Annotated in this window: 20 protein-coding genes; 9 read left to right on the forward strand and 11 right to left on the reverse strand. The window is 60.4% G+C overall.

Annotated elements, in window-relative coordinates; genetic code table 11:
- Positions 1 to 4: 4 nt before the first annotated feature.
- From tkt to AC0L3P_RS17005, 3 genes are read right to left on the reverse strand one after another with little or no spacing between them, the layout of a single operon-like run.
- Positions 5 to 2,026: a transketolase gene (tkt, locus tag AC0L3P_RS16995; protein ID WP_473303063.1), complete on the reverse strand. Its 2,022-nt coding sequence runs from the start codon at positions 2,024 to 2,026 to the stop codon at positions 5 to 7.
- Positions 2,027 to 2,042: 16 nt separating this feature from the next.
- The gene (locus tag AC0L3P_RS17000; protein WP_063993396.1) at positions 2,043 to 2,918 is read right to left on the reverse strand and encodes a phosphoribulokinase; all 876 of its coding nucleotides are present in this window, start codon (positions 2,916 to 2,918) and stop codon (positions 2,043 to 2,045) included.
- Positions 2,919 to 2,930: 12 nt separating this feature from the next.
- Entirely contained in the window at positions 2,931 to 3,968 is a 1,038-nt protein-coding gene (locus AC0L3P_RS17005) for a class 1 fructose-bisphosphatase (RefSeq protein ID WP_473303066.1), read from the reverse strand.
- Positions 3,969 to 4,087: 119 nt separating this feature from the next.
- Between AC0L3P_RS17005 and AC0L3P_RS17010 the strand changes: the two genes are divergently transcribed.
- Positions 4,088 to 5,059, forward strand: coding sequence for a LysR family transcriptional regulator (locus AC0L3P_RS17010; protein ID WP_473303069.1), 972 nt, complete (start codon positions 4,088 to 4,090; stop codon positions 5,057 to 5,059).
- A 251-nt stretch (positions 5,060 to 5,310) separates the two neighbouring features.
- Here AC0L3P_RS17010 and AC0L3P_RS17015 read toward each other — a convergent pair whose 3' ends face one another.
- The 4 genes from AC0L3P_RS17015 to AC0L3P_RS17030 all read right to left on the reverse strand — a co-directional run bounded on the left by AC0L3P_RS17015 (position 5,311) and on the right by AC0L3P_RS17030 (position 8,096).
- On the reverse strand, positions 5,311 to 5,520 hold the full coding sequence (locus AC0L3P_RS17015; RefSeq protein ID WP_275171812.1) for a hypothetical protein: 210 nt from the start codon (positions 5,518 to 5,520) through the stop codon (positions 5,311 to 5,313).
- Between the two features lie 150 nt (positions 5,521 to 5,670).
- Complete coding sequence (locus AC0L3P_RS17020) at positions 5,671 to 6,090, reverse strand: DUF4118 domain-containing protein (protein ID WP_354209052.1); 420 nt, start codon at positions 6,088 to 6,090, stop codon at positions 5,671 to 5,673.
- Between the two features lie 139 nt (positions 6,091 to 6,229).
- Complete coding sequence (locus tag AC0L3P_RS17025) at positions 6,230 to 7,423, reverse strand: MFS transporter (RefSeq protein WP_473303073.1); 1,194 nt, start codon at positions 7,421 to 7,423, stop codon at positions 6,230 to 6,232.
- 52 nt (positions 7,424 to 7,475) lie between these two features.
- Complete coding sequence (locus AC0L3P_RS17030) at positions 7,476 to 8,096, reverse strand: TetR/AcrR family transcriptional regulator (RefSeq protein WP_473303076.1); 621 nt, start codon at positions 8,094 to 8,096, stop codon at positions 7,476 to 7,478.
- A 938-nt stretch (positions 8,097 to 9,034) separates the two neighbouring features.
- Between AC0L3P_RS17030 and AC0L3P_RS17035 the strand changes: the two genes are divergently transcribed.
- The 4 genes from AC0L3P_RS17035 to AC0L3P_RS17050 all read left to right on the forward strand — a co-directional run bounded on the left by AC0L3P_RS17035 (position 9,035) and on the right by AC0L3P_RS17050 (position 14,309).
- Positions 9,035 to 10,441, forward strand: a complete 1,407-nt coding sequence (locus tag AC0L3P_RS17035; protein WP_473303078.1) for a tyrosine-type recombinase/integrase — start codon at positions 9,035 to 9,037, stop codon at positions 10,439 to 10,441.
- Between the two features lie 256 nt (positions 10,442 to 10,697).
- Positions 10,698 to 11,627, forward strand: coding sequence for an SIR2 family protein (locus AC0L3P_RS17040; protein ID WP_473303080.1), 930 nt, complete (start codon positions 10,698 to 10,700; stop codon positions 11,625 to 11,627).
- Positions 11,624 to 13,360 (forward strand): hypothetical protein, encoded by a 1,737-nt coding sequence (locus AC0L3P_RS17045; protein ID WP_473303083.1) that lies wholly within the window; start codon positions 11,624 to 11,626, stop codon positions 13,358 to 13,360. Before AC0L3P_RS17040 ends, AC0L3P_RS17045 begins: the two co-directional genes overlap by 4 nt.
- On the forward strand, positions 13,353 to 14,309 hold the full coding sequence (locus tag AC0L3P_RS17050; protein WP_473303085.1) for a hypothetical protein: 957 nt from the start codon (positions 13,353 to 13,355) through the stop codon (positions 14,307 to 14,309). Before AC0L3P_RS17045 ends, AC0L3P_RS17050 begins: the two co-directional genes overlap by 8 nt.
- Positions 14,310 to 14,587: 278 nt before the next feature.
- Here AC0L3P_RS17050 and AC0L3P_RS17055 read toward each other — a convergent pair whose 3' ends face one another.
- A complete protein-coding gene (locus AC0L3P_RS17055) occupies positions 14,588 to 14,896 on the reverse strand; it encodes a hypothetical protein (RefSeq protein WP_473303087.1) in 309 nt (102 codons plus the stop codon).
- 87 nt (positions 14,897 to 14,983) lie between these two features.
- Here AC0L3P_RS17055 and AC0L3P_RS17060 point away from each other — a divergent pair, with 87 nt between their 5' ends.
- Both AC0L3P_RS17060 and AC0L3P_RS17065 read left to right on the forward strand, forming a co-directional pair.
- The gene (locus tag AC0L3P_RS17060; RefSeq protein WP_473303089.1) at positions 14,984 to 15,247 is read left to right on the forward strand and encodes a hypothetical protein; all 264 of its coding nucleotides are present in this window, start codon (positions 14,984 to 14,986) and stop codon (positions 15,245 to 15,247) included.
- A 60-nt stretch (positions 15,248 to 15,307) separates the two neighbouring features.
- Complete coding sequence (locus tag AC0L3P_RS17065; protein ID WP_473303091.1) at positions 15,308 to 15,538, forward strand: DUF6894 family protein; 231 nt, start codon at positions 15,308 to 15,310, stop codon at positions 15,536 to 15,538.
- 158 nt (positions 15,539 to 15,696) lie between these two features.
- On the opposite strand, the gene AC0L3P_RS17070 is transcribed toward AC0L3P_RS17065, so the two are convergent.
- Complete coding sequence (locus AC0L3P_RS17070) at positions 15,697 to 16,386, reverse strand: HdeA/HdeB family chaperone (RefSeq protein ID WP_473303096.1); 690 nt, start codon at positions 16,384 to 16,386, stop codon at positions 15,697 to 15,699.
- A gap of 1,106 nt (positions 16,387 to 17,492) precedes the next feature.
- On the opposite strand from AC0L3P_RS17070, the gene AC0L3P_RS17075 reads away from it, so the two are divergent.
- Positions 17,493 to 17,951: a hypothetical protein gene (locus tag AC0L3P_RS17075; RefSeq protein ID WP_473303098.1), complete on the forward strand. Its 459-nt coding sequence runs from the start codon at positions 17,493 to 17,495 to the stop codon at positions 17,949 to 17,951.
- Between the two features lie 324 nt (positions 17,952 to 18,275).
- On the opposite strand, the gene lpxD is transcribed toward AC0L3P_RS17075, so the two are convergent.
- Positions 18,276 to 19,337, reverse strand: a complete 1,062-nt coding sequence (lpxD, locus tag AC0L3P_RS17080; protein WP_473303100.1) for a UDP-3-O-(3-hydroxymyristoyl)glucosamine N-acyltransferase — start codon at positions 19,335 to 19,337, stop codon at positions 18,276 to 18,278.
- A 384-nt stretch (positions 19,338 to 19,721) separates the two neighbouring features.
- On the opposite strand from lpxD, the gene AC0L3P_RS17085 reads away from it, so the two are divergent.
- Positions 19,722 to 20,102: a hypothetical protein gene (locus tag AC0L3P_RS17085; RefSeq protein ID WP_473303102.1), complete on the forward strand. Its 381-nt coding sequence runs from the start codon at positions 19,722 to 19,724 to the stop codon at positions 20,100 to 20,102.
- A gap of 410 nt (positions 20,103 to 20,512) precedes the next feature.
- Here the strand turns inward: AC0L3P_RS17085 and AC0L3P_RS17090 are convergent, their stop codons facing one another.
- Positions 20,513 to 20,905, reverse strand: coding sequence for a hypothetical protein (locus AC0L3P_RS17090; protein ID WP_473303104.1), 393 nt, complete (start codon positions 20,903 to 20,905; stop codon positions 20,513 to 20,515).
- Between the last annotated feature and the right edge of the window lie 175 nt (positions 20,906 to 21,080).

Consider the following 21,080-nt stretch of genomic DNA (forward strand, 5'->3'; position numbering starts at 1 on the left):
CCTCTTATTGCTTGCCTGTGCGGGCAATCGCCCGCCGGGCGGCTTCCGCAACGCTTTGGGGCGTGATGCCGAATTCGCGGTAGAGCACTGGCGCGGGCGCCGAAGCACCGAAGCCGCGCATGCCGACGAATTCGCCGTCAGTGCCGATCCATCGATGCCAATCGCCGGCGACCGCCGCCTCGATGCCTACCCGTGGCACCGTGCCGAGCACGGCAGCCCGGTAATCCTCCGGCTGCTCCTCGAACAACGCGAAGCAGGGCGCGGAGACCACGGCCGCGCGGATGTGCTCGGTGGCGAGCAGGCGGGCCGCTTCCAGCGCAATCGAGACTTCCGAACCCGTTGCGATGAGCGTCACGTCCCGGCCGCCGTCCGGCGAAACGATCAGATAGGCGCCGCGTGCGACCCGGTTTCTACCGCGCACATCGCTGCGGAAGGTCGGCAGGGCCTGGCGCGACAGGCACAGCACGGAGGGACGATTTTCAGCTTGGAGCGCGCAGTCCCATGCTTCCAGCGTCTCGACCGCATCGGCCGGCCGGAACACAAGCAGGTTCGGAATGACGCGGAGCGCTGCGAGATGCTCGACGGGTTGGTGCGTGGGGCCGTCCTCACCGAGGCCGATGGAGTCATGGGTCATCACATGAATGACGCGGATCCGCATCAAGGCCGCAAGGCGGATCGCCGGCCGGCTGTAATCGGAGAAGGCGAGGAAGGTGCCGCCATAAGGAATGAAGCCCCCGTGCAGCGCGAGGCCGTTCATCGCGGCCGCCATGCCATGCTCGCGGATCCCGTAATGGATGTAATCGCCGGCGAATGCGTCGCGCTTGACCGGGGTCTGCGCCTTGGCATGCGTCAGGTTCGAATGCGTCAGGTCGGCCGAGCCGCCGACAAATCCCGGAATCGTTCCTGCGATGCCGTCGAGCACCTGTTGCGAAGCCTGCCGCGTCGCGAGCTTTGGACGCTCGGTGGCAAAGCGTTCGCGTAATTTCGCCGAGGCCTGGGCATAGGCGTTCGGCAGGGCAACCGCCTTGCCCTCGACAAACAGATCGCGCTGCTCGGGCGTCGCGCATTCATAGCGATCGAGCCAGGCGAGACGCGCGACCTGCCCGCGCTGCCCGATCATCCGCCACGCTTTCATGATCGTGACGGGCACCACGAAGGGCTGATAGTCCCAGCCGAGAGTTCGCCGCGCCGCCGCGGTCTGCTCGATGCCGAGCGGCGCGCCATGCGCCTTCTCCGTGCCCTGACGATCCGGCGCGCCATAGCCGATGATGGTGCGGCAGGCGATCAGCGACGGTCTTGCGCTCTCACGCTCCTCGGCAATCGCCTGCGCAACTGCTTCGGGATCGTGCCCATCGACACGGCGCACCGACCAGCCGGAGGCAGCGAAGCGCGCGAGCTGGTCGTCGGAGGTCGCAAGCGACGTCGGCCCGTCAATGGAGATGCCGTTGTCGTCGAACAGCACGATCAGGCGGCCGAGCCCGAGATGGCCGGCGAGCGAAATCGCTTCCTGGCTGATGCCTTCCATCAGGCAGCCGTCGCCGGCGATCACATACGTAAAGTGATCGACGAGGCCGTCGCCATGCCGCGCATTGCCCATCCGCTCGGCGAGTGCCATGCCCACCGCGGTCGCAATCCCCTGCCCCAGCGGACCGGTCGTCGTCTCGACGCCCGGCGTATGGCCATATTCCGGATGGCCCGGCGTCTTCGAGCCCCATTGCCTGAAGGCCTTGATGTCGTCGAGGCTGACATCGCCGCCGGTCAGATGCAGCAGCGCGTAGAGCAGCATCGAGCCATGGCCCGCCGACAGCACGAAGCGATCCCGGTCTGGCCAATTGGGGTGAGCCGAGTCGAATTTCAGGAATCGCGAGAACAGCACGGTCGCGACATCGGCCATGCCCATGGGCAGGCCGGGATGGCCGGATTGCGAGGTCTCGATGGCGTCGACCGCGAGGAAGCGGACGGCATTGGCGAGATCGCTATGCGATACCGCCGTGAGGTCGGCGTCGGCGTGGACGGAGATGTTCATCGGATTTTCCCCTCGTTCACTTCAGGTTTCGCTTGCGCTCGATCAGCTGCATGATCAGCGGCGTCAGGATGAGCTGCATGGCAAGATCGAGCTTGGCGCCGGGGCACACGATCGAATTGGCACGCGACATCCAGCTTTGCGGCAGCATCGAGAGCAGATACGGGAAGTCGATGCCGCGCGGGTTCTTGAAGCGGATCACGACCATCGATTCGTCCGGCGTCGGGATCCAGCGCGCGATGAACGGATTGGAGGTGTCCACCGTCGGCACGCGCTGGAAGTTGATGTCGGTCTCGGAGAACTGCGGGCAGATGTAGTGGATGTAGTCGGGCATCCGCCGCAGAACGGTGTCGGTGACGGCCTCGGTCGAATAGCCTCGCGCACTGCGGTCGCGGTGCAGCTTCTGGATCCATTCGAGATTGATGACGGGCACGACGCCGATCTTGAGGTCGGCATAGCGCGCGACATTGACCTTGTCGGTGACGACGGCGCCGTGCAGGCCCTCGTAGAACAGCAGGTCGGAGCTCTCCGGCAGCCGTTTCCATTCTGTGAAGGTGCCGGGTGCGGCGCCATGCAGCGCGGATTCCTCGGCATCGTGGACATAGTGCCGCGTCGTCGCCGTGCCGGTCTCGCCATAGTCGCGGAACGCCCGCTCCAGCTCCTCGAACAGGTTGGTCTCGGGGCTGAAATGGCTGAAATGCCTGTTGCCGCGATCGGCCTCCTTCGCCATCTGCGTGCGCATCTCGGCGCGATCGTACCGATGGAAGGCGTCGCCTTCGATGTAGGCGGCGTTGACCTTCTCGCGGAAGAAGATCTGCTCGAAGGTCTTCTTGACCGACGTGGTGCCGGCGCCGGAGGAGCCGGTGATGGAGATGATCGGATGCTTCCTGGACATGGGATGCCTCGCTTACAGCCGGAAGAAGCCGCGCCGCGCAAACAGCGGTGCTGAGACGCTGGCGACCAGCAAGGGATCGCAATGCAGTTCCTCGACGCGCTGCACCTCGTTGCTCGAACCCATGATCAGCGGCACGCGCTGATGCAGGCTCTGCGCCGAGAGTTCGAGGATGCGTTCGCGACCGGTCGAAGCAGAGCCGCCGGCCTGCTCGACGATGTAAGCCATCGGGTGCGCCTCGTAGACGAGGCGTAGGCGGCCGTCGCCATAGCCGGGCCGTGCATCGGAGGGATAGAGGAACACGCCACCGCGGGTGAGAATGCGATAGGCCTCGGCAACCAGCGAGCCGACCCAGCGCATGTTGAAATTGTGGTTGGCCTGCCCTTCCACACCGGCGAGGCATTCGTCGACGAAGGCGCGGACCGGCTGTTCCCAATGCCGTCGGTTCGAGGCGTTGATCGCGAACTCCTCGCAGGTCTCGGAGATCTGCACGGCGCTGCGGGCGAGACGGAAGCAGCCGGACTTGCGGTCAAGCGTGAAGATGTCGACGCCGTCGCCGAGCGTCAGCACCAGCGAGGTCTGCGGGCCGTAGGTGACGAACCCCGCTGCGAGCTGCGCCGAGCCGCGCTGGTGGAAGGCGAGCGCGAGATCATCCGGCGCAGGCAGGATCGAGAAGATCGTGCCCACGGTCATGTTGATGTCGATGTTGGAGGAGCCGTCGAGCGGATCGATCGCGACGCAGATCTTCGCCGTGCGGTCACCGATTTGGGGTTCGCGCATCTCCTCCGACGCCAGTGCCGCGATCGGCAGCTTGCCGAGACAGCGGCGCAGAATCGCATCCGCCTGCACGTCGAGATCGCGCTGCACATCACCGTCGCTATTGCGACCGGTGGTCAGGCCCGAGGCGTCGGCGAGGTCTCCCGTGGCGATGAGATCGGCGATCTCGATCGCGGCCGCCGCGATGGCGTCGACCGCGGCCGCCACGGCCAGCGCATGCGGCGCCGTCTCCGAATACCGTTGAAGGTGGTCGTCCAGCCTGAGTTGCCCGGTCATCTGCGTCCATCCCTTTGCTGGCGCCACATCCAGTTCCCTCCCCGCTGGAGGTCGGTGCGGTCAGTGCCAACAAGATGAGATTGACAGGGGCGGCTTAATAAGGAAAATTTCTATTCATAATGAGCGCCAAAGAATTATCTTATAATGCCCATTCAGCGGCACAGCTCCGGCATCTGACGATCCGGCAGCTTCGCTCGCTCGCGGCGCTCGCGGCCAAGGGCAGCGTCACGGCAGCCTCCACCCAGCTCGGCCTGACGCAGCCGGCCGTGACCCAGCAACTGCGCCAGCTTCAGGATCTCGCCGGCCTGCCGCTGCTGCAGCGGACCGGCGACGGCATGCTGCTGACGGAGGCGGGCAAGGAGGTGCTTACCCTCGCCGAGCGCGTCGAAGCCGCAATCGCCGACTGCCAGGGCGCGCTCGACCTGCTCGCCGGGCGGACCGGCGGCACGGTGCATCTCGGCGCGGTCTCGACCGCAAAATATTTCGTGCCGCACGCCATCGCGGCGTTCTCGAAGCGGTATCCGAAGATCGAGCTCAAGCTCACCATCGGCAATCGCGAGGAGATCCGCGAGGCCATGCACGGCTACGACCTGGACTTCGCGGTGATGGGTCGGCCACCGGCCGATGTCAGCGTCGACGTCCGTCAGCTCGGGCGCAATCCGCATATCATCGTCGCACGCAAGGGGCACTGGCTGGAGAAGGATTCCGGCCTCAACCTGACCGACCTCGTGCACGAGACCTTCCTCACCCGCGAGCCCGGCTCAGGCACGCGGACACTGATGGAAGGCATGTTCCAGAGATCGGATCTCGAGCCGATCATCGGCATGGAGATGAGCAGCAACGAGACCATCAAGCAGGCGGTGATCGCCGGGCTCGGCATCGCCTTCATCTCGGCCCACACCGTGGCGCACGAGCTCACCGAGGGCCGGCTCGTCGTGCTCGACGTCGCGGGCCTGCCGATCGTGCGGCAATGGTACGTGATCCGCCGCAGCGACAAGGTGCTGTTGCCGCCGGCGCAGGCGATGTTCGATTTTCTCGGCTCGGAGGGGGCGAACTATCTGCCCGAATTGCCCGAATTCGGCGCGCGATAGCCCGTCGAAATTCAGCCCATCAGCTTCATCGCGACCGTGGCCGCCAGAATGACGATGATCTGGAGCAGGCGCTCGGTCGTGAAGATGCGGTTGAAGGTGGTCATCGCTTGCCCCGGCCGAATTGGGATGTCTCGGTCGGGACGTTGCTAGCATAAGCGGGCGTCGAGATAACTCCGTAATCGCCCCGTGTTTTCCGTGCACGCCCCCACGACCGACGCGGGCCTGCGCAAGGCCGCGCCGATGGTTAACGATCAGGCCGCACGCGTCGCGGCGTAATCCATCCGCGCGGCGAAATAGGCTTCCAGCTCCAGCAGCGCCCGCGCTTCCCAATCCCTCGCCTGCTCCAGCAGCGACCAGCTCTGGCCCGGGCGGAATGCAGCGGTCTGGCGATAGAGCGATGCGATGCCGCGGTAGCGGCGCACATTCTCCAAGATGGCGTGACCGGTGACTTGGCCGGTGATTTGGCCGTTCATGTCCGAAAACTCCCTCGTCATTCCCGGGGGAGAAATTGCGGCCAAATCTTTTTCGAAAAGTTAGCGCCGCACAGCAAGCGCGCGAATGGTTTCCGGACTGTTGCCCGCGCGCAACGCGCGCGGCCGCGCAGTGCCGATCTATTGCGAATTCGTTGCCGCGCTTTCGCTTCGCGGCTTCAACCCGCCGCGGCTGATGATCGCCATCGTCGCGCGGCAGAGATCGGCAAGGCCGATCACCAGCACGGCGAGCAGGCAGAACAGCTTGATGGAATCGGCATGCGCGCTGGTCAGCAAATTGAACTCGAAGAAGGGCGGCATGAACGCCCACCACACCAGCGGAATGGTGAGCACCGTGGCGAACGCCGCCGCCGGTGCGCCCGCGACAAGACCGAGCACAAAGAGGCCGGGCAGGAACGCCGCGAAATAGAGTTTTGCGCCGAGCGAGACACAGACGCCCTGGAGCGCAGCCGACATTGCGACAACGACGAATCCAAGCAGGAACGCCTGCCACGACCACGGTCGTACCCGCGCTACGCCAACCAGCCCCGCACGCCTCATCAGCCTCCCCCTGCCGCCCGTTAACCAGGCTCGCTTGCGACCAAAGTACTACACCGGCAGGGAAACTGCGAGGCGGAAATTGCCGGCGGGAGGGCCTTGGTAAACGGGCCGAATCGCACGACTTGGGAGACCCCGGCCCCTATTCAGTGGCCGCATAGATCAGGCCTGCGATGGGCAGCGCGAGTCCAATGGCCGATGCGAGCGTCCAGCCGCCTTGCGCAAATGCCCAGGCGCCGACCGCCGAGCCCGCCGCGCCCGCGGTGAAGAACGTCGCCATGTAGAGGCCGTTGAGGCGGCTGCGATGCTCATGCCCCAGCGCGAAGATCGCGCGGAAGCCGATCACGACGTTGCCCTGCACGCCGATGTCGATCGCGATCGCGGCCACGACCAGGCAGGCGAGGTTCAACACCGATCCAGCCGCGCCGACATGCGTGATCAGGAAGCCCACGGCCGCGAGCAGCAGCGCGACCAATGTTGCCATGCGGCTATGGCCGTGATCGGCAAGCCGCCCCGCGATCGGAGCCGCGAACACGCCGGCGACACCGGCAAGCGCGAACAGCGCGATGCCGCGCTGGGTGAAGCCGAATTCGCTCGCGAGCAGCAGCGGCGTCACGGTCCAGAACAGGCTGAAGGCGCCGAACAGGCTGGCCTGGTACAGCGCGCGGCGGCGCAGCAGCGGCGTGGTCCGCACCAGATGCGGCATCGACAGCAGCAACTCGCCGTAATGCATCCGCGCGACCGGCTTGCGCTTCGGCAGCGTCATCCAGAGCACGGCTGCGAGCACGATCATCAGCGCGGCCGAGCAGAAGAACACCGCGTGCCACGACAGCATCGCCGTGACGAAGCTCGACACCGGCCGCGCCAGCATGATGCCGAGCATCAGGCCGGTCGAGACGTTACCGACGACGCGGCCGCGAATGGCTGCCGGCGCGAGATGCGCCGCATAGGGAATGATGATCTGCACCGCGACCGAGCCGAGCCCGATGAACAGCGCGGCGATCAGGAACGGCAGCGCGTGGGACGAGAACCCCGCAGCGAGCAGGGCTGCCGCACCGAGCGTGATGACGGAGCAGATCAGGGTACGGTTCTCGACGAGGTCGCCGAGCGGCACGATGAAGAGAAGCCCCACGCCGTAGCCGATCTGCGTCATGGTGACGATCAGCCCCGCCGCTTCATGCGACAGGCCGAGCGCGGCGCTGATCGGGGCGATCAGCGGCTGGGCGTAATAGATGTTGGCTGCGACCATGCCACAGGCCGCGGCAAGGACGAAGGTCAGTCGCTGCGACACCGCATCCGGCTCGGGCGCGGTCTCGATCGTGGCATTCATCGTCATTCACACGGTCTCCAGATATCGGAAACGATTGTTCCCTAATATGACAAAAAATTCAGGCGAGCAGCTTCATCGCGACGACGACCAGGCGTTTGCCGTCGAGCGAAAGACGCGCCTTGCCGACGACGCGCAGACCCTGCGTGATGCAGATCATCAGCCGCGCGGTGTCGTCGGCGGCCACATGGCGCGGAATCGATCCGTCGGCCTGCCCCTCGCGAATGAGGCCGGCGATGAAGCCTTCGTTGGTCTCGAGCCGCGCGCTGACGAGGGCGGCGACCACCGGATCGACCGCGGACAATTCGACCGCGCTGCCGACCACGAGGCAGCCGCGCCGCCCCTCGCTGCCCTGGGAGTGCTCCACATACGACAGCAGCAGGTTGCGGAGCCGCTCGCGGCCAGTGCCGCCTTGCGCCGCGGCGCTGCGGGTCTGCTCCTGGCGCAACGCGACGTAGCGCTCGAAGGCGGCGAGAAACACCGCATGCTTGTCGCGAAACGCCTTGTAGACGCTGCCGGTCGCCAGCCGCATCGCCGCGGTGAGATCGCCAATCGAGGTGGCATGATAACCGCGCTCGGAAAACACCCGGACCGCCCTGTCGAGCGCAGTGTCCATGTCGAACTCCCGGGGACGGCCGGGCGGACGGACGACGGAACGGGATTTGCGGGCGGCTTTTTGCATTGCGGGATAATAGGGAATGGTTATTCCCGAATAAAGACCGTCGAAAGACACTTGGTTGTGATGGGGTTTGGGTCGAACTGATCGCCACCAACTCCAGCGTCGTCCTGGCGAAGGCCAGGACCATTACCCCAGGGTGGGTTTGGCGGACACTCTCTCTACATCGTCATTGCGAGCGCAGCGAAGCAATCCGGAATCCCTCCGCGGCGGCAGACTGGATTGCTTCGCTGCGCTCGCAATGACGGAGTATGAGGTGACGGCTTCGTCCTCCCAGCACCACTGTCATTCCCCGCGAAAGCGGGGAATCCAGTACGCCGCGGCTTCGCGGTTCAATCATAACTGTCTCGGAGTACTGGATCGCCCGGTCAAGCCGGGCGATGACAGGGAGTGTGTAGCCGCAGACACAGCTTCGCGTCCTCGCGGCGCAATTCGCCCGAGTTTTGCTTCGTCATTCCACCCTCTTATCCAAGAGGGCGCAGGGAAGGCCGGGTGCCGGCTGGCACCCGCGGTCCGCTGCGCGAAAAGCACACGCAGAAAAACCGCACAGCAGCATACAGGTGTAGCCAATCACTCGGCCTTCCCTGCGCGATGGTTGGACGGCTTATGCCGTGCTCTCCCGGGAGCCGAACTTTCCTTCTGGCCTCCCTCGCCACGCGAATTGGATGATGCTGTCTGCCCGGTTGGGCTCGCACACACCTCCGCGACAGCTTGACCGTAGCAACGACGGCCAGGACCACACGTCTATATCTTGGCATTCGGTGAAACACGCTGAAACTAACAAAAGACTTTAAAACAAGCACCGTTGGACTACCCTGATGCAGGCTGTTTCAGCGGGCTTCACCAAATTAAGGGCCCGGCCCTAAGTCTTTCAGCGTCCGCACGACAAACTGAAAGCCTCAAAGCCGAGCCCTTTGGTCCCAAGCCTTAGGAGCCGAAACCACATGAACAGTAGCATCGCCCCCTCCCCGGTCGGCAAGCGCGGCCGCAACAGCAGCGTCATTCTGACCGACCGCCTGTGCGAGAAGCGGGTCGCCAAGCGAGCCAAGCTCTACGACCGCAAATGCCCCGGGCTCTATGTCAGCATCACCGCGGCGGGCGTGGCGACCTTCTCGTACAAGTTCACCGACCGGCAGACGGGCAAGCAGCGAACTGGCTGGCTCGGCGTCTATAATCCCGAGACCTTTACCGTCGAGGACGCCCGCAGCAGGGTCTACGGCCTCAAGGGACTGGGTACCGAGGCTCTCGCCGAGACCTTCCGCGACCAGAAGGCTGCAAAAGCGAGGCGGGGCAAGACTGTCGCCCAAATCATCGAGGAGCGGATTGGCTGGATGAAGACGCCGGTCCGCAAGCCGGACGGCGAGATGCGGCCTCGGCTGGAAAGCTGGGAGAACACGGCAAGCCACCTCCACCGTTTCATCCGGCCCCGCCTCGGCAAAAAGTTGGCGATGGAGGTTACCAAGCACGACATTGCGACACTCTCGAACGACATCGTCGCGGGGAAGTTCGGCAAGCCCTCAGTCAGTAACGCGCGTCATATGCGCAAGGCGGCCTCGGGCCTGTTCAACTGGGCGGCGGAGGCAGGCCGCGACTATGTGACAGCCAACCCCTGCGTCAACCTGCCGAAGCTCGATCCGGAACACCCGCGCACCCGAGTCCTGTCGGAGGATGAGATCAGGATCTTCTGGCACGGTCTCAATCGCAACGACCTGCCCTGGGACCGCCGGACCCGGCTGGCGCTCAAGTTCGAACTCGTGACCATGCTCCGCTCCCGTGAACTACTCGGTGCGCACCGGGATGAGCTATTCGATCTCGATGGCGACAACCCGCGCTTCGATGTGCCTCTCAAGAGGGTGAAGAAGCGCCGTGTGATCCAGCAGCCGCTGTCGGACCTTGCGGTGGCGATCATCCGGGAAGCGCTGAGCTCCGTGGACCAGCAGTTCGTGTTTGAAAGCCCGATGTACAAGGGCCAGCCGATCCACCGCAAAGCGATGGCCGACGCGTTGCGCGGCACCAAGCACGAGAAAAACAAGGAAAAGACGAAGACCGCCGGACTTTGCGAACTGCTCGGCCTCAAGCCGTTCACGCCGCACGATCTGCGGCGGACGGCGGCGACGTTGGCGGGCGATCTCGGCTTTGATGATGCTGCCATTGCCAAATGCCTTGACCACGCCGTGACAAAGAAGGGCGACACCATCGTGCCGACCGTCACGGGCAAGGTCTACAACCACTCCCGACGGATGAAAGAAAAGCGTGCGGTCCTGGACGGAATCGCCACCGAGCTGCGGCGAATCATCGGGACGCCAGTCACGAAGGCCTGCGGCCAGGACGGGCCGCGGCTTGCCGCGTGACCGAGTGGCGTCATCCCATGAGCGTTAGGCCGGCACGCTTCCCGTAGAGGGCTGTGTCTCGATCTGCTGCGCGACTAATAGCTGTGCAAAAACTGCGACGCGGGCCAATACATTGGTCGCTTGCAACTTCTCTCAGCCCCTCCTCTGTGGTTGTAATGTCGGGCGATCGCCTAGGTTCGCAGGGGCGGCCATCGGTGCGTTTTGGGCACGAATTCGTCCCCGAACAGGGCACGGGCAGGCACGCAGGGAAAAGTCAGTGCGTTTCGTCGAGCAAGGGGCGGACATTCCGGATGAGTTGATCCGGGCTGTCACTGATGGAGGCGCGACGTTCCTCTGTGGCGCTGGCGTCTCCTTCCGCGTCAACTTGCCGTCGTTCAAAGTGCTGACCGAACGCGTCTATGCGCGGCTTGGCGAAGCCCCGGACGATGAACCTGCCGAGCGGAATGCCATCGAGAGCAAGGAATATGATCGAGCGTTGCGTTCGCTTGAGAAGCGCACCCACCGGCCAGGAACGCCGTCGCGCGTCCGTGACGCCGTCGCCAATGAACTAGCTGCGCCGGTCGCCGCGTTTCCTGACCACCTCGCGCTGCTCCAGCTTTCACGAGATGGCGATGGCCGTCCGCGCTTGCTCACCACAAATTTTGACACGCTTTTCGAACGGGCGGCGCGAGACGCAGGGATGCTCAACGTGCCGAGTTATGCGGGCGTATCGATGCCACGCGCCGGTGGTGAGCGCGACCACGGCATTCTGCATCTTCATGGAAGGATGGCGGATGATACGTTGGATTTGGAGCCGACCGACTTGATCCTGACCAGCGCCGACTTCGGCGAGGCATATCTGCGAAGCGGATGGGCATCGCGCTATATCGAGGACCGCATGCGCCTCGGCACCTTGGTGCTAGTCGGATACGGCGCGGAAGACGCCGCGATGCGTTTGCTGCTTGAAACGCTCGATGCTGACCGCGACCGCTTTCGTGATCTACATGATATTTATGCACTTGAGAAAGGTACGACCGAATCAGCGTCAATATGGAAGGCAAAGGGTATTAAGCCGATTGAGTTTACCGGTTACGATGCCATCTACGATACGCTCGCGGAATGGGCACGATATGCTAGGCAACCGGTCGAATATCGGCGTGCGCGCGTTCAGGGCATTTTGGGAACGACAGCGGTGGCTGGCTCATGACCGAGAATGCGAAGCCAAGATCGCCCAACAGAAAAACACCTGCCGACGCGACCCCATTCGAGCGTGAACAGTTGCGCTTTTTTCTCTCGGGCGGTGATCTCGCTGCGACGCTTTCTGAGTTCAATCCGTCACTGGCATGGCTGCCGTTGCTGTCGGAGATGAAACTCATTCAAAGCGAAAGGCAGTTACTAGCATGGGTCGAGCGCAATTTCGCTGACGTGGATGCAGTGCGCGATGTTGTCGCCAACATCCATTTTTTCGGACGAGAGACAGCAGACTTTCTCGAATTTCGCTTGAACGCTCAGAGTGCTGATCTGCCGCCGCTGTTACTCAAGAGCTGGGCTCTGATTATCCGTCACATGCGCACGGCTAAGGCTGGCTTTGCTCACAACGAGTGGTTCGAAATCGCCCCGCAGCTAAAGCGTGGAGATCATTCGGCTCCTTTGATTGAGCGGCTCGCTAACGTGCTGCGCCCGAAGCTGAAGGTTGGGAAACGTTTCTCATGGCGCGAGACCGCTGAAGATGAAGTGCTGGAACGTCCCTCTGATCTAATGGCGATCGACTATGAACTTGACGACGGCGTGCGGTCGGATGACGTTCTCGCCGCCTGGCCCAAGAACTCAGAGCCTGAAATCGACGAGATTCTTCTTAGGCAGTTGACCGCAGCGCTCAGCGGGGCATTGGCGGATGCAACAGATGCTGGCGTGGAGGCGAACGAAGGCTACAGCACATCGGACAGCGATGTTCCTTCGGTGGCGCATCATGGTCAGAACGAGTATCGCTCCGGCTTTCAAACAATCGTTCGGGTGATGGCCGAAATCTGGGCCAGGCTGGCCGAAAAATCCAGTGGCAAAGCTCTCGCCATCGCAGAGCGCTGGCGGGATAGCCCGTTCCGCCTTATACGACGGCTGGCAATGTTTGCGCTCGCAGATCCGGCCATCCCGGCCAACGTCGCGGCAGACTTTCTGATCAGCATCCCCCTTGGAGAACTCTTCCTTACCCATTCCAGCGTTGAGGCCTATCGCCTGATCCGTGCGCGTTGGAACGATTTTCCAATAGACAAGCAGCAACGAATTCTTCTGCGGGTTTGCGAGGGGCCGTCACGGAGTTGGTTCCGAGAAGGCCCGGAGGTTGATCGTCACATCGATCGGAGCCGCTACGATCTTCTCGCTGACATGGTTCGGGACGGCGTCGACATCGGTCCCGAAGCAGGGAAACTGTTGGTCGCAATCGGTGAACGTTGGCCGGAATGGGAGCCAAAACCAGCGGAGCAAGCCGGATTTCACGTTTGGCAGGAAAGCGGCGATAGCAAACTCGGTGATGACACCGATAGACTTAAGGATGTTGCCGACGCCGAGCTTGTCGCAGAGGCGAGGACCATTGCCGCGACGGCAGCTTTCATGGAGGAAGATAGATGGCACGGCCTCTGTCTCAGCGATCCGGATCGTGCTTTGCGAGGGCTGGATGCTGCCGCAATCAAGGGAGACTGGCCGAAGGACTATTGGGAACAATTACTTTGGTCGCGCAAAAATTATGCGGATGTTGACACCGAGCAGAAGATTGCAGAGCGGCTGTTGCAATGGCCAACTGATAGTTTCGGCACAATTGCGACCGCAGCCTCCTCGTGGCTGGAAGCCCATGCAAAGACGCTTTCCGACACTTTGTTGTGGCCGCTCTGGGACCGCATCGCCGATGCGACGTTGATCGAGACGCCGGAGGCGGAAGATGCGTGACGTATTTACCGACGCCATAAATTCTCCATCCGGACGGCTTGCGGAGTTGGTGCTCGGCAAGATTACTAAGCGGCATGGGAGCGAGCTTTCGGATGACGTTCGCTCACGGCTTGATCGGCTTATCGATACGCCTGGTAAAGCTGGATTGCTTGCGCGCGTCCGTCTTGCTCGTGATGTGCCCTTCCTATTCGAACATGCGCCGAATTGGACGACATCCCGAATTATCCCGCTTTTCGATTGGGCGTCCCCCGACGCAGCCAGCGTTTGGTCGGCACGCAAATACTCAAGTTTCATCGGGTCGCCGAAGCTGTTCGGACTTATTAAACAACCATTTTTGCAGATGTTTGGCCGTAGTGACATGGAGGCCCAGGACCTCGAAAAGTTCGCGGAATGGGTGACGACGATATCGATCGTCAACCATGCTAAGGCTGCGGGCTATCCATTGCTTGATACCGAAGCAAGGTCGGCTTTACGCAAGACCGGCGGGAGATCGCTATCCAGCGTGGGTCACCGCTTGGCTGTCGAAATGCATAGTGCTAAGTCGGAAGAAAAGATCGAGCGTTGGCAGAATGTGGTTGGACCAGTCTTTCGAGGTATTTGGCCGCTCGATGTCGAGATGCAGACGCCAGCAGCGACCTTCACACTTGTACGAATACTGCTCGCATCTGGAGCGGCTTTTCCGGAAGCTGCTGACGTTATCACTCCCTTCATTCAACCCGACGATCCGCGTTCGCAATCAACGGTGCATTCCATAGCTGAGGCCGACGAAGCGCTCTACAAAGCCGCGCCGTCTAAGATTTTAGATATGCTGGTGGCCGTGGTTGGCGATGCCGCGCCGGGAAGTGTATATGCGCTTGGAAAAGCTCTCGCGCGCCTGCGGACGATTGCTCCCGCTCTCGGGGACAACAGGAAACTTCAAAAACTTTTGCACTTGGCCTCGCACCATTGAAGTAGGACAAGCTCTTTGCTCCAGGCCCGGTCCGGGTGGTTCTCGCAGACGAACCCCAAGCCGAAGCAGATGGGGCAGTTGGGATTGATCATGGCATGAAAAAGCGCGCGGGCCTTGCTCCAGAGATCGGAAGCGTACCATGTTTCCTGCAGCTATGGACGCCTTGATATGGGAAGCACGGTCGGCCTGCCGGGTAAATGAGTCGCTAAATCGTGGCGCAGCCTCGATCAGCTCGCCTCTCCTCCAGAGATGATCCAGCCGCTAAGACTAGCGCGGGCCTACCGGTCCTCGGTTCTTCGCCCGCGTGGCTCGTTCAGTGAGCGCAGCCGTGGAGAGCCGCGCAGGAGCGAACGTTGATGGTCGATATATTCCCGCACTACCAGCCGAACCTCCGCCATTTCCACGGACTGGTTCTCGCGCTGGGCGCTTGTCTCAACTCGCTTTCCAGCGCTTTCCAGTACTGACTGGCGCAGCTCGTAGACGCCCATGGCAGCTTCGTCTGACAGTGCCCGCGCATGCTCTCGTGCGGCACGGGCCTCGTCGACAAGCCGTTGACGATCAACGTCTTCCGTTTTCTGCTGATTCATTCTAGGCCCCGGATCAATCGACGCCTCATCATGCAATCGACGTCGATAGCGAGTCGCTAACTTAGATTATTGCACGCGCTTGAACACATGGGTCGGCGAGGTCGGGAAAGCGCTGGAACCAAGCTCGGCAATGAACATTTGTTAATCACAGGTGGCCTACTCGGCTGGACCTGCAATGGCGCAGGTATTCTCATGTGCGGCAAATGCGACGAAATCGACGAGAAAATTGCCCATTATAATCACTTGCTTTCCGGTATCACCGACAGAATAGCGAGAGACGGCATCGCAGGCCTCATCGAGGAAATGAACGCGGAGAAGGCTGCCCTTCATCCCAAACCAGAGGAGAAATAGACTTTCGCTCGCCGCTGCTAAGCCGCGTTTGCAGGGAGCCTTTCGTCAGGATTTTCAGGCATGCCGCGTTATTATTTCCACGTCAGGACTGTTGAACCGAGTACCGACACTGAAGGCGAAGTACTGCCGGACGTTGAAGCGACTTGGCGCGAGGCTACGGCTTTCGCTGCCGACCTTCTGAGGAACATGCATCGTCGACTTGAACCGGGCCAAGAATGGCACCTGGAGGTCACCGACGAGGCCGGAATGTCGATCTTCAACATCTATATCAGCGCGGAGAACGGCAGATAAAGGCCACTGCCTTCGGCTGACCGGCAGCGACGTGGCGGCCATCACGGAAGGCTGAGATGCTTCCATGATAGAATCATGAGCCGCCGATGCGTGCAGTCACCAGAATAAGCTTCCGACCATCTGAAGAACACCGACCACTGCTGCGGAGCCACAGATGGCTATGGCGATATCGACCAGCAGGAGAAGCTGACTTCTAGTTTCGTAGTCGAGGTTAGCAAAGACTTTGCGCATCCCCAGCTCCCGGCGTTAGGAACAAGGAACGTCATTTTCTTGTTCATTGTTCCTAGAGTCTTTCCAGAGCGATGGGCAAATTTTTTCTCGGCATAATCATTGTCAGCCTCGCGATCATCATGGCTAGCGTGGTGTATGTGATGCTGCTTTGAGCTACTTCCGACCGCACTGGAATTCCGCTGCAGGCGGTCGTAATCCAATACACTGTTGCTTGCCGCTGCGTTGTAATAGCCACTCATGAAGTATCTTACAAAATCTTGATCTGCTGGACCGTATGCCAGCCAAGTTCCGCAGGTGATCTTGTTGAAATCCAACGTAGCAGTAGGCACCGCAGTTACGCCTATCGATTTTTCCAGCCCTGCCATCACGCTGGCATTTGGGTTGGATTGGCACCACCCTCTTACGCTTGAGACATTTGCCCGATGCAGGTCAAAATCTACAAACGTCCTCCGGCTTTCATAACTAAACCAGCCGGTCATCCAAGCCGAAAATTTGCTCGACGGTGCAGCCGACATGGCAAGATATTCGCCACAGGTGATGCTGCGAATATCGGTCGTCGTGGCGCGCGCCTCACTGGCGAAAGCTGAGGAGACTAAGACCAGCGCAAGCAGAAGCAATCTGCACCTCATTGTGATGACCTCCCGAGCAACGATTGGCTACCAGACCAAGCAACAGCGTGATCACACATCCCGTGACCACATCTGTATTCGGGCGTCGTGGCAACTGCCTAGTTGATCTAGATCAACGCCGGCGAAGCAATGTCCCCTGCCAACCATCCCGGCTCAAGCAAAGTATGTCCTCGTCGCGAAGGTAACGAAGTGCTCGTCACGTCAATTTAAGGATGGCGCACACTGGCGCAAGAGACCGCGAAGTGGCGCTTACGGCTGCCGCGATTCGGACGTAAAGTACTCACTCAAGAGTCGATCGATCATCAATTGGGTCTCAACTTCGGTTCGGAATCCTGCGAGGATCAAAATAGAACCTCGCCGCGATTCTTGCACCAGAGACGTCTCGCGGGTGTCTTTGGTCGTGATTGACGGGTCCGGGAAGTGCCGTCTGATCGAGGCAGGACAAGACATGATCTCCCCCTCTTCCAAGTTAACAACTCTGGAGCAAGCTGCAGCAGGGCAGAGGCACTCCCAATTGCACCAAAGGGCATCGTCCTTGAGTACACTGTGATAGAATTAGAGGCGGCCTGCAAACCCGGACGCCATGACGTCACACTTTCTCCGCTCCACACCCGGGCAATACTCCGCACGTCGAAGTCCGGTTTGTATCCACGGAAAGCAATTCCACCCGCTAAGATCGAGATCGGCCCCACACGGGAGTAAGTTGAGAAGCACCTGTGGCGCGCGTCATACGGTTCGATTTGGAATTGGATAATTTTTCCTAGCGGGCTTCGGCATGTTCGCTCGCCGCGATCGAAGCTGAACACAGTTGCTCCCATCCGCTGGAACACTTTCCTCGAGCTTTACATCGCGCTCCGCACAGTATCGTCCGACCACTTTATTTCGGGTATCTTAAATTCATGCAATGAAGCTTCCAAGATTAGCTGTCAATCAGTCTCCTCAGCTTGCGATTTTATTGACTTAGATCAATCCCATTCCCGCGCACGGGGCAAACTCCGTCAGGAGCCTTGCTTTTAGCCAGAATCGAGAATTCTGGACCTACGGCCAGAGAACACGCTATCGCGCATCTGATGTCTCAGTCGGGGAGGCACATTATGAAATCTCTTACTTTGCTGCTCGCTTCAGCATTTTTGTTTATATGCGTCGGCGAGAGCCACGCCGTGTTGAGAATTGCCAATGATCGCGGTGGCTTGATCCGACGTTACGTCGATCGATATGATCAATTGAAGGACACGGGCCAGACCGTGGTCATTGATGGGCTCTGCGCCTCCGCCTGCACGATCGTGCTTTCGAAGGTCCCATCAAACAGGATCTGCGTTACCGAGAAGGCAAACCTTGCCTTCCATGCAGCTTGGGACCTCGGGCCTGGTGGACGCCATGTTACAAATCCAGAAGCCACACGGACGATGTATTTGATGTACCCAGCTCCGGTTCGGAATTGGATATCAACGCGGGGTGGGTTGTCGCCTCGCATGATCTTCCTTCGGGGGCCGAAGTTGCAGGACATGTTCGCACGGTGCTATCTGGATGCTGCAGTTTTTCTAAGGCTGTAACTAATCAGAGGCCGTCCGCGAGCGGCAACATAAGTGGACAAGCTATGTAAGCTCAGAACCGCTGACAACTCAGCATGCCGATGTTACTAGCATTGCGCGGGCCGTTCGATGCAGGATGTTCGGTTGATCGCGGAATCGGACGCATCGACGGATCGCGACACGCGCTTGGTCAGCCGTTATGGCGGCAGCCGGACAAGCGACTCCGGCCGCAGGTACACTAGCCAAAAACGGCCGAGCTGCTTGTCTGGCGTGCGCCTTGCCAATTTTTTCCAGAGGTCGCCGCTCACCACGTTGAGATAGATCAGGCCAGTGTGGCCCGCTGCTTCAGTTTCTGTGCGCCGCCATCTTCTTAAGCGTGGCAATCTGTCGAAAGAAGGTTTTTATCGATTGGGCGGGGCTTCCGAGAACCTTAGCGCCGGGTGCTAGATCCGAAATGACGCCGGCCTGCGCCCCAATTTCCGAACCTCGACCGATTCGCAGATGCCCTGCCATAGCAGCCTGCCCCCCAACTCGAACGAAATCTTCAAGTACGGTTGAACCCGAGATCCCGACTTGTGCAACTACAACGCAACAGCGGCCGAGACTAACATTGTGACCGATTTGCACGAGGTTATCGAGGCGGGAGCCAGCGCCAATTACGGTGTCTCGCGATGATCCGCGATCAATAGTCGAATTGGCGCCAACTTCAACATCATCTTCAAGAATAACTCGTCCAAGCTGGGGGATCGAGAGAAACCCGCCGTTGGTGGATGCGAATCCGAACCCTTCCTGCCCAATTCGTGCACCCGGATACACGTAAACGCGTGCCCCCAAAACCGCGAAACTTAGGCTCACATGTGCGCCAATCCGGCAGTCCCTACCGATGGTGACGCCGCTTCCGATCACTGCGCAAGGACCGATCCGACAGCCCGGCCCTATCTCCGCTCCGCTTTCGATCACACACAGCGGTCCAACTTCCGTTGAAGAATCAATTTGAGCACCATCCGCTATTATAGCCGAAGGGTGAACACCAGGACGTGGCGGTGGTACAGGGTAGAACAGCGCAGCAACGCGGGCCCAAGCCGCATACGGTTCGCTCGTTTGGATCGCCACAGTTGCCGCTGGTACTCGTGAAGCCATATCAGGATGAACGAGCACCGCGCCGGCGGAGGTTTGATCCAGGGCCGAAGCGTAACGGCGATTGTCTAGAAAGCTCACTTGAGTCGGTCCGGCCGCTTGTAAAGGGGCCAAACCTTCCAGCAAAAGCTCACGATCGTCTGCCACACCCCGCGCCGTGCTAGCGACGAGCGCGAGTGGATGCGGACCACTTCGCCGGAAGAACCTTGCACTGCCGAGCACTGCTTCGAGCATCACGTCCCCCTGCAGCAAACCGAGTTCAGCTGGCATTCCTCCCACGTCTGTCTCGGCCACGTCTATTCTGGTCAGTAGCAGGTGCGGCGAAAGCGTTCCCTAGTTCCTCTCGCCCAACAGCAATGTTGCTCTCTGCTTGTCCGCAGAATTGATTCAGATCAAGCCACACCTTTCAGCTGTGCACTTCACGCTGGATAGTGGGGCCCGCAACGCGTTCAGAACCGGTTACAGGCAACTCGATGGGCCGAAATCGATGTTGCCACCACGCCGCCCTTGGTCCGCCCATTGAAACGTTGAACCTGCCGGCTCTTCTCTAGGCACGCCAGAGTTGACTTAGATCAACCTTCCGCTCGGCAACCGCCCTTTTTTGATCGGGACAGGCTGGTAACTATCAAGCTTTCCGGTTTCCGAGATGAAAAGATGACACGAGCATTGCTCTTCATTGTGGTGGCAATCCTTTGCGCATCATGCAGAACCGACGCGCAGCTTGACCCGATCCAGGCCACCGCGATTATCGATGCGGCCGATGTCACCGATAGAGAAGAATGCCTCTACCAAGAAGTCGCCCGACTATTGGAGCCAAAGGGCAGTTCACCCATCAGCTTGCAGAATGTTGCGGTGGCCGCCACTCGGTTTTGTAGCGCTGCTGTGAGAAAACGTCTCCAGAGGGCGGCCTCCGTATCGCCATCTGATGCGCAAACTCTCGCACGCGATGATCAGATGAAGACGGAACATCGCGCCTTCGCCATCGGGTTAGAATTGCGTGAGAAAAGGACAAATGTGGGAGTGGCAGGGAACTGAACGTGGCCGCTCTTGCCCGCGTAATCAGGGATCCGCATTGTGTGCTACACATTCGAAGCTTGCCATTCCTGTGCCTCGTAGTACTCGGCCGAAAACTTGATCGACTACCGGGAGAAGGACGAACGCAGATATTCATATAGTCGGCAGGTCTCGAAACGGCCAAACAAGCCAACCTCGGGCAACGAGAAGGGCCGCTCAAAGGCGACCCTCGCGCATATTGGCTTGCCCATATTTAAAACGATTAGCTCAACGCGGTATCGCATCGCGCGCTAGATGAAGGTAGATTGCTGGGACATGCGAGCTCGGATGAGGCTTAACATTGACGTTACGAGTTTTCTCCGACCGCGCGCGCCCATTTCGACAAGAAGAATAAGAGGCGACTATTGCGTCGCCTCCCCTTGTGAACGTGCTTACTGGCAGACGTACATGATTCCGTCGCCGCCCTTGATCAAAGTGCCGGGCGTGCAACTTATGCCGTTGAGCTTCGCATAGCTGTCCCAACCGTCGTAGCAGGTGTAGGAAGCACGCCCAAAGACCCCGACAGCCGTGCCGTACCCAGTCCTGCCGCCTACTCCGCACCAGGGGCCGCCAGCATAGTAGGCCCGCACTGCGTACCAAGGCAGACCGGTTTGATCGGGAATGTAGTGATTATATGGATACGGGCTTACATAAAGTCGCCTCGCCTGGGCGCTCTCAACTGACAGCGAAATCCCGCGCATCTCAGACCAGTTAAGGGTGAACAGTGTTGCGAACGCGATCGCCGAAGTTGCAATTGCGAGATTTCTAAAAACCATCCGCTTCATCGTTTTGCTCCTATGCTGTCTCGTCCCCCTTTCCATCCGGAGGTCCGTCGGTTGATGCCGACATTGACGTAGATCAAGGGGCTTGATCTGGCTCGTGACCAAATTTCGACGTGAACCACGGACTTACGCAGTCAACCGTACAAGGTGGGCATAGATTTTAAACTGTGGGCGATGT

The organism is Bradyrhizobium sp. WSM4874 (assembly GCF_055811835.1).